General features: G+C 66.1%; 9 protein-coding genes, 1 tRNA gene and 1 pseudogene. 7 read left to right on the top strand and 4 right to left on the bottom strand.

The genetic code is table 11. The annotated features are described in order from the left end of the window. From AO398_RS28835 to AO398_RS19545, 5 genes and pseudogenes are all read left to right on the top strand, one after another. Positions 1 to 253: pseudogene (locus tag AO398_RS28835) on the top strand (UDP-glucose 4-epimerase GalE); the annotation flags it as partial. 60 nt (positions 254 to 313) lie between these two features. Next, positions 314 to 1,456, top strand: coding sequence for a glycosyltransferase (locus AO398_RS19560; protein ID WP_058193867.1), 1,143 nt, complete (start codon positions 314 to 316; stop codon positions 1,454 to 1,456). Between the two features lie 59 nt (positions 1,457 to 1,515). Then, positions 1,516 to 2,946: a mannose-1-phosphate guanylyltransferase/mannose-6-phosphate isomerase gene (locus AO398_RS19555; protein WP_058193866.1), complete on the top strand. Its 1,431-nt coding sequence runs from the start codon at positions 1,516 to 1,518 to the stop codon at positions 2,944 to 2,946. Positions 2,947 to 3,084: 138 nt separating this feature from the next. After that, complete coding sequence (locus AO398_RS19550) at positions 3,085 to 4,098, top strand: SDR family oxidoreductase (RefSeq protein ID WP_058193868.1); 1,014 nt, start codon at positions 3,085 to 3,087, stop codon at positions 4,096 to 4,098. After that, positions 4,099 to 5,004 carry an alpha/beta hydrolase gene (locus AO398_RS19545; RefSeq protein WP_058193865.1) on the top strand — a complete coding sequence of 302 codons (906 nt, stop codon included), beginning with the start codon at positions 4,099 to 4,101 and terminating at the stop codon, positions 5,002 to 5,004. On the opposite strand, the gene AO398_RS19540 is transcribed toward AO398_RS19545, so the two are convergent. Next, positions 5,001 to 5,261 (bottom strand): hypothetical protein, encoded by a 261-nt coding sequence (locus tag AO398_RS19540; RefSeq protein ID WP_058193864.1) that lies wholly within the window; start codon positions 5,259 to 5,261, stop codon positions 5,001 to 5,003. The two genes, AO398_RS19545 and AO398_RS19540, sit on opposite strands and share 4 nt — an antisense overlap. Then, positions 5,254 to 6,141 carry an acyltransferase gene (locus AO398_RS19535; RefSeq protein WP_152997568.1) on the bottom strand — a complete coding sequence of 296 codons (888 nt, stop codon included), beginning with the start codon at positions 6,139 to 6,141 and terminating at the stop codon, positions 5,254 to 5,256. Before AO398_RS19535 ends, AO398_RS19540 begins: the two co-directional genes overlap by 8 nt. Before the next feature lie 865 nt (positions 6,142 to 7,006). On the opposite strand from AO398_RS19535, the gene AO398_RS19530 reads away from it, so the two are divergent. After that, positions 7,007 to 7,525: a cupin domain-containing protein gene (locus AO398_RS19530; RefSeq protein ID WP_058193862.1), complete on the top strand. Its 519-nt coding sequence runs from the start codon at positions 7,007 to 7,009 to the stop codon at positions 7,523 to 7,525. 473 nt (positions 7,526 to 7,998) lie between these two features. Next, on the top strand, positions 7,999 to 10,086 hold the full coding sequence (locus AO398_RS19525) for a HAMP domain-containing methyl-accepting chemotaxis protein (protein ID WP_082643356.1): 2,088 nt from the start codon (positions 7,999 to 8,001) through the stop codon (positions 10,084 to 10,086). Between the two features lie 320 nt (positions 10,087 to 10,406). Here the strand turns inward: AO398_RS19525 and AO398_RS19520 are convergent. Next, positions 10,407 to 10,482, bottom strand: a tRNA-Val gene (locus tag AO398_RS19520). A 46-nt stretch (positions 10,483 to 10,528) separates the two neighbouring features. Further along, positions 10,529 to 11,257, bottom strand: a complete 729-nt coding sequence (locus tag AO398_RS19515; protein ID WP_058193860.1) for an aspartate/glutamate racemase family protein — start codon at positions 11,255 to 11,257, stop codon at positions 10,529 to 10,531. Between the last annotated feature and the right edge of the window lie 15 nt (positions 11,258 to 11,272).

Here is an 11,272-nt window from a genome sequence, read left to right as displayed (position 1 = left end):
CCTGACACTGACCGGCGGGTGGGGGGGGGGCGCCGGGGGGCGGGAGGTGATGGGGTGGGCCAGGCGGCGCGGGGGGGGGGCCTTCGCGCCCGGGCTGGCCCCGCGCCGGCGGGGGGACCGGGCGGGGTTCGGGGCGGGGGCGGGCCGGCCCCGCCCGCGGCTGGGCGGGCGCCGCCGGGCCGACGATCTCGACGCCATCGTCGCCCAGGCGCTGGCCTGGGAGGACAAACTCAGTATGCGCAACCGGATCTGAACGACGCTAAAGCGTGCTAATACAAGCCTCAAGCCATAAGCCCCGACCGAGGTTGCCTGTATGCGAGTTGCGATTGTTCATTATTGGCTCGTGGGCATGCGAGGCGGTGAAAAGGTTGTTGAAGCCCTCTGCAAGATGTATCCCGAGGCGGATATTTTTACCCATGCCTATGCACCGGATTCGATATCGCCACTGATCAAGGCTCATCGCATCCAGACCTCGTTCATCGGCCGGCTCCCGTTCTCCGCGACGCGCTACAAATCCTATCTGCCGCTGATGCCGATGGCCCTCGAGCAGCTCGACCTGCGCGGCTACGATCTGGTGATCAGCAGCGAATCCGGGCCGGCCAAGGGGATCATCCCGCCCTCGAACGCGACGCACATTTGCTACTGCCATTCCCCGATGCGCTACGTCTGGAACATGTTCCACGATTACCGCGAGCGGACGGGATTCTTGAACCGGCTCCTCATGCCCCCGGCGGCGCATTACATCCGGAACTGGGACGCCATCTCGGCGAGCCGCGTCCACGAATTCGTGGCGAATTCGGCGACCGTCGCACGGCGGATCGAAACCTACTATCGGCGCAGCGCCACCGTCATTTATCCCCCGGTCGATACCGACGCGTTCGGTCCCGTCCCGGAGCATGAGATCGGCGATTATCATCTGATGGTGGGCGAACTCGTTCGCTACAAGCGCCCGGAACTGGCGATCGAGGCGTTCAACCGGCTGCAGAAACCCCTGGTGGTGATCGGTGGCGGCGAAATGCTGCGCGAGTTGCGGAGCCTGGCCGGGCCGCACGTCACGATGCTTGGCCCTCAGCCCTTCGCGGTTCTGAAGCATCATTACGCCCGCTGCCAAGCGCTGATCTTCCCCGGCGAGGAGGATTTTGGCATCGTTCCGGTCGAGGCCATGGCGAGTGGCCGGCCGGTAATCGCCTATGGCAAGGGTGGCGCGACCGAGACGGTGCAGGAGGGGGTGACCGGTACGTTCTTCCACGAGCAGTCGGTGGACGCTCTGATCGACGCCATCGCGCGGTGCAAGGCGATCGCGCCGAAGCCCGGCGACTTGGTCAGCCGGGCCTCCGAGTTCAGCATCGAGCGCTTCACCGGCGCGATGGCACAGTTCATCGACGGCGTCCTCAAGCGCGAGGACCACGGCCACCGCCCGGTCATGGCCGGCGGACAGCTGGACCTATTGAAGTGAGTTTTGGCTAATCGTTCTGTCTTAAAGTTCAGAACATTGTTTGTGAAAGATCGATCTTGATGCCTGAGTCTATTGATACGGTCTATCCCATCATCCTGTGCGGCGGCACGGGGACGCGTCTGTGGCCGGCGTCCCGGGAGAGCATGCCCAAGCAGTTCGCCCGGCTGGTGGATGCGAAGACCTCGACCTTCCAGGCCAGCCTCGAGCGGGTCGCGGATGCGTCGGTGTTCGCCAGGCCGACCGTGATCGCCTCGGCCGAGGCCCGCTTCATCGTCGCCGAGCAGTGCAGCCAGCTCGGGATCGCCGCCGACATCGTGCTCGAACCCCAGGGCCGGGACAGCGCCGCCGCCGTGGCGGTGGCGGCGCTGCACGCCGCCGCGATCGACCCGCAGGCGGTGGTGCTGATCATGGCCGCCGACCACGTCGTGCCCGACACCCAGGCCTTCGTCGACGCCGTGAAGGCCGCCGCCGTGGGCGCGCGGGCCGGCTACGCCATGACGCTCGGCATCGAGCCGACCCGCCCGGCCTCGGATTACGGCTACATCCGCCGCGGCGCGCCGATCCCCGAGGCCCCCGGCGCCGCTCGGGTGGAGAAGTTCGTCGAGAAGCCGGACCGTGCCGGCGCCGAGGCGCTGATCGCCGACGGCGCCCTGTGGAACTCGGGCTACTTCCTGTTCCGCGCCGACCTGATGCTGGGCGAGCTCGAGGCGTTCGTGCCGGAGGTGCTCGAGGCCGCCCGCGCCGCGCTGGACGCGGCCGTGACCGACCTCGACTTCGTCCGGCTGGACGGCGAGGCGTTCGCGCGGGCGCCGAAGATCTCGATCGACTACGCGGTGATGGAGCGGACCGCCCGGGCCGGCGTGCTGCCGGTGTCGTTCCCGTGGTCGGATGTCGGGACCTGGGACGCGGTCTGGCAGGTGCTGGACCACGATGCCGAGGGCAACGCGGTGCGGGGCCGGGTGTCGCTGATCGGGACGAAGAACAGCCTGGTGCACAGCCAGGGCGAGGGCCTGACCGCGGTGGTCGGGCTGGAGGACGTGGTCGTGGTCTCCACGCCGGACGCTGTGCTGGTGGCGTCCAAGGCCCGCTCGGGGGAGGTCAAGCAGCTGGTCAACGCGCTGCGGGCCTCGGGCGAGCCGGAGGCGGACGCGCATCTGCGGATGTACCGGCCGTGGGGGTGGTACCAGCGGATCGACATCGGCGAGCGGTTCCAGGTGAAGCGGATCCAAGTGGTTCCGGGCGGGCGTCTGTCGCTGCAGAAGCACTATCACCGGGCCGAGCACTGGGTGGTGGTGCGCGGCACCGCGGAGGTGACGGTGGACGAGAGGGTGGTCCTGGTCCACGAGAACGAGGCGGTGTACCTGCCGATCGGGTCGATGCACCGGCTGAACAACCCGGGCAAGATCCCGCTGGAGCTGATCGAGGTTCAGGTCGGATCCTACACCGGCGAGGACGACATCATCCGCGTCGAGGATATCTACGGGCGCTGAGCCGTCCCGAAGCCGCCTGCGACGCGATCACGCCCGGCCACGCCGGAACCATGCGGCCTGCCGGGCGACTACCCTTGAGAGCGTGAACGCGCCGGTCCCACAGGGCCAGGCGCGGGGATCGCCCGATGGGGAAGAATGATGAAGCATAAGCCGCTCAGCGAGCAGGTTGTGGTGATCACCGGCGCGTCGTCCGGGATCGGCCTCGCGACCGCCCGGATGGCGGCGGAGCGCGGCGCCCGGGTCATGCTGGCGGCGCGCAGCGGCGATGCCCTGGCCAGGATCCAGGCCGAGATCGAGGGCGTCGGCGGCAAGGCGCTTCACGTCGTCGCCGATGTCGGCAACCGCGCCGACGTCCAGGCCATCGCCGACCGGGCGATCGCGACGTTCGGCGGCTTCGACACCTGGGTGAACGTCGCGGGCGCGTCGATCTACGGCCGCCTGCGCGAGATCAGCGACGCGGACCATCAGCGCCTGATCCAGACCAATCTCTGGGGCACGATCTACGGGTCGCTGGTGGCCGTGGAGCACCTGCACGCGCAGGGTGGGGCGCTGATCAATGTCGGCAGCATCGCCTCCGACCTCGCCTTCCCGTTCCAGGGTATGTACGCGGCCTCGAAACATGCCGTGAAGGGCTTCACCGACGCCCTGCGCATGGAATTGATGGTCGAGGACGCACCGATCTCGGTGACGCTGGTCAAGCCGGCCTCGATCGACACGCCCCTGCCGCAGCGTGCGCGCAACTACATGGATCGCGAGCCGACCCTGCCGCCGCCGATCTACCCGCCCGAGGAAGTCGCCAACGCGATCCTGCACGCGGCCGTGCATCCGCAGCGCGACATCTTCGTCGGCGGCGCCGGCAAGGCCTTTGTCGCCGGCAAGGAATTCGCCCCGGGCGCCTACGATTACATGGGCCCAGCGATCATCGCGATGCAGAAGCGCGGAATTCCGCCCCGCGATCCGACCGGAGCCCTGCATGCGCCGGTCCCGGCCGGTATCACCCGCGGCGACCCGCCCGTCTACGTGATGCGCACCAGCGCCTATACCCGGGCGAGCCTGCACCCGCTCGCCACGGCAGCCGGGTTGCTCGGTGTCGGCACGGTGGCGGCCCTGGCCCTGCTCGGCACCAGCCCCAGGCGCCGGAAGCGCCTGTAATTGACCCGCTCTGCGCGTTCGCTCCCGGGGCCGGCTCAGCCGACCCCAGGTGAGCAGGCCGATCCCCGCATCGTTCCGCGCCGGCTCGTCCACCTGCCGGACGATCGGACCATCGCGTATGCCGAGATGGGCTCGGGGCCCGATCTCGTTGCGATCCACGGCATGATGATGTGCCTGGAGGACCAATGGCTCGGGCCGGTGCCGGCCTTGGCCGAGCATTTCCGGGTGGTTGCCGTCGACCGCCCCGGCCACGGGTTCAGCCTGCGGCCGCGGGGGCGCGCCGCCGACATCTGGGACCAGGCCGCGTGCATCCGGGACGCGGTCCGGCAGCTCGGTCTGGAGCGTCCGGTGATCCTCGGCCACTCGTTCGGTGGGGCAGTCGCCCTGGCCTACGGAATGCTCTACCCGGATGAGATCGCCGGGGTCGTTTCCCTGGCGCCGGTGTGCTTCCCGGAACTGCGCCTGGAGCATCTGCTGTTCGGACCGCGGGCGCTGCCGCTGGGTGGCGAGCTGCTGACCCGAATCCTGCACGCGTCGAGCGATCCCTCGCTTCTCCCGCTGCTCTGGAACGCGATGTTCCTGCCCCAGGCGATGCCGCAGCGCTTTCGTCAGGACTTTCCGTTCGCCCTCGCCGGGCGCGCCGCGCAGTTAACCGCCGAGGGCGAGGATGCCGGCTGGCTCTGGCCGGCGCTCACCCGCAGCGCGATGCGCTATTCCAGCCTCCGGGTTCCCACGCGCATCCTGTGCGGCGGCGCCGACATCGTCGTGAACTCCTACCTTCACGGGGCTGCTGCTGGCCAAATGATCCCCACGGCGACACTGGAGATGCTGCCCGGGGCCGGGCACATGTTCCCGCATACCCATCCCGACGCGGTCGTGCGGGCGGCCCGGTCGATCGGGCGTTAGACGTCCTCGAGCGGATCCGGGCGGGGGCCAAGCAGCCAGCGCTCGTCGATGTCGGTGGCGTTGCGGTCGGCGAGCGGCTGTGTCTCGTCGCCCTGGGCGAAGATCACGACATCGCCCGGCCCGACATCGCGCGTGGCGTAGAAATCCCAGCGCCGGTGGATCACCCGCGGGCCGCCGAAGATCCGGTAGGCGTTCCAGTACCGGTCGTCCCGGAAGCCGACATAATGGACCGAGGGGGCGGAGGGACGCTCACCCAAGCCACAGGACCTTGCGGGCCTCGGCGAGCAGGACCGCGTGTTGCACGGCGGCCGGCCCCGCGTCGGGAACGGCGCTGCTCGCCTCGGCGATCAGCCGCCGGAATTTCTTGCGGTTCAGGCCGCGCCAGCTCTGGCTGGCGAGGACCGCCGCCAGCACGGTCTGGACCGCCTCCGTCCGGTACTGCGCTTCGGCCAGGGCGAGCCGGGCATCCGCCGGTCGGGACAAGCCATCGGTCGGCCCCATCTTCTCCGGCGACGGGCCCGGATCGGCCCCATCGTCGGGCATCAGATTGATGTCCCAGCTGACGTTTTCGCGCACGACGCGGGCAGGCGATCCGTAGGCCAGGGTGTTGCCCGGGATGACGCCGCTGACGAGCGACTGGGCCCCGATGATTGCCCCGTCGCCGATATGCGCGCCTTTGAACACGCTGACATTGCGCCCGAGCCAGACCCGATGGCCGACATGGATCGGTCGCGACGGGTTGATCCGCCGGCCGGATTCGAGATCGATGATCGAATGGGCGTCGCTCACCCAGAAATTGACGCCCTCCGAGATCAGGCAATTGTGCCCGATGGTGATCGGCTTCGTCTCGTGGACGAAGATCTGGCCCTCGTTGGCGAAGGCGCTGTGATGCCCGATCAAAAGCTTCGAATGGGGGCAGACATAGATCTGCACGGAGGCGAGGCGGACGCCGTGCCCGATATGGACGGTGGAGCTCGGCCCGCAGGTGAGCGACATCCGCTCGAACGCGTTGGCGCCATCCCCGATCAGGACATGACTGCCGTCACCGTTGATGGTGATCGTCCCATCGGAATTGTCCAAGAAATCCTGCGCGATCTGGATCCTGTTATTGCCGTTGTTGAGCAGACGCACAGGCACACGACATCTCCGGCCACACCCTTATGATCGGGTATGTAGTGTGGCGGCGGCGTGGATCGACCAATGGAATGCCGGGCCGCGGGGAGGAGCTTGGCGCGCGCCAGCGAGTCGTCGCCGGCGCAGCACTCTGCGCAGCGTCGATATCGCCCCGGACGACTATCTTGATCCTGTCCAGCCGGCCTTCCGAGAGCCGGAGCCGTACCGGATTCGGGGCGTCTCGGCACGTCCAAGGTCCGGTATTCCCTGGCGACCGCCCTCAATGCATCGCGCAGCGACCTCGAACCGAAGGCGCTCCTCCAATCAGAGAGCCCAATACGCTTACAGGTGTGCCGTCGCTGCCTTACCGCTCAGCACGATCGCCATCGCTGACAACGCCGCAGAGACGGCACGGCGCGAGACCTGCTCCTTGGCAAAGCGCGTCCCCGCCAATCGCGATGTGTCGACAAGCCTTACGATTCAGGCCGATACCATCTCACCCGGGCTGAATTCCTTACGCGGACCATATGCAGCCAATCTATGCGGTATATGCAATCGATGTGTTGATAAAATAGACTTATGGCGTGAAAAACTGACAGAGAAATTTAAGCATCTGATCAAAGGCCGATGATCTCATCAATACAAATAAATTGCTCCGAAGTTAATACAAAATGTGAAGATCGTTTTTCAGACCATAATAATAACATCAACAATATGAAAATCGTCGAGTCGCTAGTCTACGATGGCTATAAGTTATTTTTATCGAACGGTGTTGTTGAGCCATAAAACGTATTGTCATGGCCGTGCTATACGATTGCGCTGGCTCGATTCTCCTCATGGGTGAGGCTCGACCAACCCGCGATCTGTGCGGTTCATTTGGAGACATACAATGGTCGACTTCGCAGCCAATCGGCGCGATTTGCTCCTTGCCCCGTTACTGGCCGCCGCCGCAGCGACGCTCGGAGGAGGCTCTGCCCGGGCCGCAGGCGTCGATCCCACGCAGACGATCGTCAAGCTGCCGGATCAGATTCCGTGGCAGCCCCTCTACAACTTCCCGCCTGGAATGGCTGAGCAGGCGCCGATGTTCGGTAAAATCAGCGACCCGGGACAGTATTTCGTGCTGATCCGCTGGCATCCGGGCTACATGAGCGCCCCCCACTGGTACGAAACCGACCGCCTCTGCGTGGTTCTGTCCGGCACGTGGTATGTGGCGAGCGGATCGGATTTCTCCGCGGAGGCGACGGTGCCGGTTCCGGCCGGCTCTTATGTCCATCGCGTCGCGAAGACACCGCATTACGACGGCGTGAAGTCGGGCATCAAGGAACCGGCGATCATTGCGATCAGCGGCCTTGGGCCGATCACCTACCATCTTACCGACACGACGAAGCCTGGCTGGCGCGAAGTCTGAACGGGCTGATGCCCGAGGTGCAGGCACGCTTTGCGTAACTTCCCTGTCTGCGCGTGTCGGCGACCGAGACCGGTTGCGATCCGGCACGTGCAGACACTTGCCACGCCTCAAGGCCGTTCCCGATTGTCGAGCCAACGAGAACGTCTTGAGCAGCTTCGCGGCGCTCGAGATCGATGAATGCGGTCATGGGCAGGGTTTTTGGCCGATGCGCCAGCGCAGAGCGCGCCGTCATCGAGATACAACCGTATCGAGCAGCGGAACTACAAAGAGACGATATCATGCTGTATTTTATTCGCATGAATTAATCCTGATAAAAATCGACAAGCGGCATGTCGGTTTCATATATTTAATTATGCGGCCAATGAGATTGATGGCGGGACAGGTACTTGATTCAAGCAAACATTAACGACTTGTTATACCGTAGCAGAATATCATCTTAGGCGTTGCGAAAAAGGAAGCCGGGTGGAGGGCTTATGTCTCTGAATCGTTTGCTCTCTATCTGTATACTGATGCTGGCTTTGCTTGCTTGCGGCCTGGGCTCCATCATCGCAGTCGATCAATTTACCGCAATATCTGCCGTGAAATTGACTTCGGCGCGGCTCGACATCTTGAAGGCACTGTCGAACGTTCCGGCGACGCTGAATCCCGAGCGCGGCATGTTCACCTTGCTGATCAGCACGGAGCCGCGAGGCGGGGCGCCGCAGAACAATGCCCATGTAACCATGCGTCAGGCTACGGATACGGCGATGACGGCTGCACGCGCTTCCGCTGGTGCTTTGGCGGCCGTCGATTCGGCCGCGCAGCCCCTGGTCGAGACGACGGACCGCATCACGCGCATGTGGAGCGCGGCGCGCGCCGCCGGGGATGAAAGTATTCGCAATGCTCAACCCGGCGCACGGGGCGACGCCATCAAACTGGCCGGCGAACAAAGCGCCGAGATCAACAAGGTCGTGCTGGCGGCGATGCTCGACCAAACGCGGCAGCTCGCGACGGTGGACGGAAACGCTTTCCGATACGCCGATTTCGCCACCCTTGTCCTGGATCTGCGCGATGCGGGCGGCCGTGAAGCCGGCATGCTGTTGAACTTCATCGCCAGCGGCAAGCCGGCTTCCGACGTCGACCGACAACAGATCGTCAAACTGCGGGGTCAGGTCCTCGAGGCCTGGAACAGACTTTCGCCGCTGATCGAGCAGGAGACGACGCCGAAGAATCTCAAGGACGCGGTCTTGGCCGTCAAATCGATCTACATCGAGCAGTTCGGCGACCTGAATCAGAAGGTGCTCGATGGAGCTGTCACCGGGCAATACCCCCTTGCCGGTGAGGACTATCGCCAGAAGACGGTGCCGACCTGGATAAAGGTCATCGCGCTGCGCGATGCTGCCTTTGCCGAGGCCGACGCTTCGATCGGCGCGAAACTGTCCGACGCCCGACAGCGCCTTTACTTGGCGATCACCATCATTGTCGGCTCTCTGTCCATCAGCATCGGGATCTCGATCCTGGTCTATTGCCGGGTGTCGCGGCCGATCCGCCAGATGACCGACAGCATGTCGCGGATTGCCGCCGGTGACGTTGATGAGACGATACCGGGCGTCGGCCGGGCCGATGAGATCGGCGGCATGGCCGCTGCGGTCGAAGTCTTCAAAACCAGCTTGAAGCGCAATCGTGAACTCGAGGTCGAGAACGAACGCAGTCGCGCCGAGGCGGACCTGCGACGGAAGGACGTGCTCGCGGATCTCAGCCGCGGTTTCGAGACCAATGTCGGCCGTATCGTCGAGATCGTCGCTCAATCCGCCCGCGCGCTCGAGTCCGGCGCAAGTCAGATGAATTCTGCCGTGGCCGACTCGACCGCTCGCTCGACGGCCGTCGCGGCAGCCGCCGAGCAGGCCGCAGTGAACGTCACCGTCGTCGCGAGCGCGGCCGAGGAACTCGGTTTGTCGGTGGAAGAGATCGGCCGTCAGGTGCGGGATTCACAGGCCATGTCGCGGGCAGCGGTCGAAGAGGCGAATGCCACCGCCGTGATTGTCCAGGACCTGTCGCAGAGCGCGGGCCAGATCAACGAGGTGATCGGGCTCATCTCCAGCATCGCCGGACAGACCAATCTCCTAGCGCTCAATGCGACCATCGAGGCGGCGCGTGCCGGCGAGGCTGGCCGGGGCTTTGCCGTCGTCGCAGCGGAAGTCAAAGACCTGGCGACTCAGACCGCCAAGGCGACCGCCGATATCGCGGCGCAGATCAGCGGCATCCAGACGTCGACGACGAAGGCCGTCGACGCCATCCAGTCGATCGCCGGCACGATCCAGGCGATGAACGACATGACGTCGGACATCAACAGGGCGGTCAGTCAGCAGGGCGCCGCGACGGGCGATATCGTGCGCAACATCGCGGAAGCCTCGGGCGGGACGAGCGACGTCACGGTCAACATCTCGGCTGTGGCGCAATCGCTCAAGACCTCGGGTGCCGCGGCGCACGAGGTCCTGGAATCGTCCTCTCGGCTGGCCGTCGAGGCGAACCAGCTCACACACCAAGTGACCGTCTTCCTCGATCAGGTCCGCTCGGCGTGAGGACGCCTGCGACGGGCGAACACCGGAAAACCCCGCCGAACAGGGCGCGGATCAATCCCAGCTCCGTTCGACCGTCCGCGGGATCGCGGCGGGGGACGCATGACCAGCGCAGCCCTCATCGCGCATGCATGAAAGCGCGAAACCGCTCGCATGGCCCGCGCGCAAGCAAGGAGAATCCGGGTTTCGGCAGCTGATGGACGTTTCGCATACTGGGCGGTCCGAGCGGCCTTCCCGGGTCAAAGTCCCGTCAGCGTATCGCCATCGAGAAAGGGGCCGCTTCCCCCGCTCCCCTGGCAAAAAGCGAACAGGTCGGCGCGCTCTGGTGGGCGGTGAGGGACTCGAACCCCCGACCCTCTCCGTGTAAAGGAGACGCTCTACCAACTGAGCTAACCGCCCGGCGGCCGACCGTTACGGCATCGGGTCGGTGTGAAGCAAGAGGGCTTCATTCGGGAGCGGCCAGCCGGCGCGTGAGGGCGGGCGCGAGGCCGATGCTCTCCGTGGGGGCCGGGCGCATCGTTCGAGCCTCGGGCGTCGTTGCGACGGCGAGGGCCGCGCGGGTGCCGGCTTCCACCGAGCAGATCAGCGAGCAGGGGACCTGCGGGGCGAGGCGCCGGGCGAGGCCGGCGAGGCCGGCGCCGCCAAGGATCACCGTGGCGGCCCCGGCGTCGTGGCAGTCCCGGCAGGCCTGCGCCAGGATGCCGAGGGCGCGGTCCGGATCCTCGGCGATCTCGCCGCCGCTCGGGGCGACCGTGGTGATGGCGGCGAGGCGGTCCGACAGGCCGAGCGTGCCGACGAAGTCGCGGAGCATCGGCCCCCAGGCCGCGCCGCCGGTGACGATGCCGAAGCGGCCCGCCGTGGCAGCCTCCCGGCAGGCCGCCTGGGCCATGCCGACCACCGGGACCGGCGACAGCTCCTGCAGGGCGAGCAGGCCGGGATCGCCGAAGCAGGCGAGATAGACCGCGTCGCACCCGTCGCTATGCGCAGCCAGCGCGTCGAGGGCGGCATGGGCGGCGATGGCCGCGGCCGCACGGCTCGCGATGTAGCGGGCGCCGAAGCGACCGGTCACCGCCATGACCTCCGCTGCGTCGCCGATCTGGCGGCGGACATGGCCGGCGACGAGGTCGGTCACGGCCTGGCTGGTATTGGGATTGATTAGCAGAATACGCGTCACCGGACTCTCCCCATG

Origin of the sequence: Methylobacterium sp. GXS13, from assembly GCF_001455965.1 — a bacterium.
GTDB lineage: Bacteria > Pseudomonadota > Alphaproteobacteria > Rhizobiales > Beijerinckiaceae > Methylobacterium.
The sequence above is the reverse complement of the archived record's forward strand: the minus strand, read 5'-3'. Positions and strand labels throughout refer to the sequence as shown.

What these genes read in the sequence shown, in the direction of transcription:
- AO398_RS19560 (WP_058193867.1), top strand. Translation starts at nt 314, where the DNA reads ATGCGAGTTGCGATTGTTCATTATTGGCTCGTGGGCATGCGAGGCGGT.
- AO398_RS19555 (WP_058193866.1), top strand. Translation starts at nt 1,516, where the DNA reads ATGCCTGAGTCTATTGATACGGTCTATCCCATCATCCTGTGCGGCGGC.
- AO398_RS19550 (WP_058193868.1), top strand. Translation starts at nt 3,085, where the DNA reads ATGAAGCATAAGCCGCTCAGCGAGCAGGTTGTGGTGATCACCGGCGCG.
- AO398_RS19530 (WP_058193862.1), top strand. Translation starts at nt 7,007, where the DNA reads ATGGTCGACTTCGCAGCCAATCGGCGCGATTTGCTCCTTGCCCCGTTA.
- AO398_RS19525 (WP_082643356.1), top strand. Translation starts at nt 7,999, where the DNA reads ATGTCTCTGAATCGTTTGCTCTCTATCTGTATACTGATGCTGGCTTTG.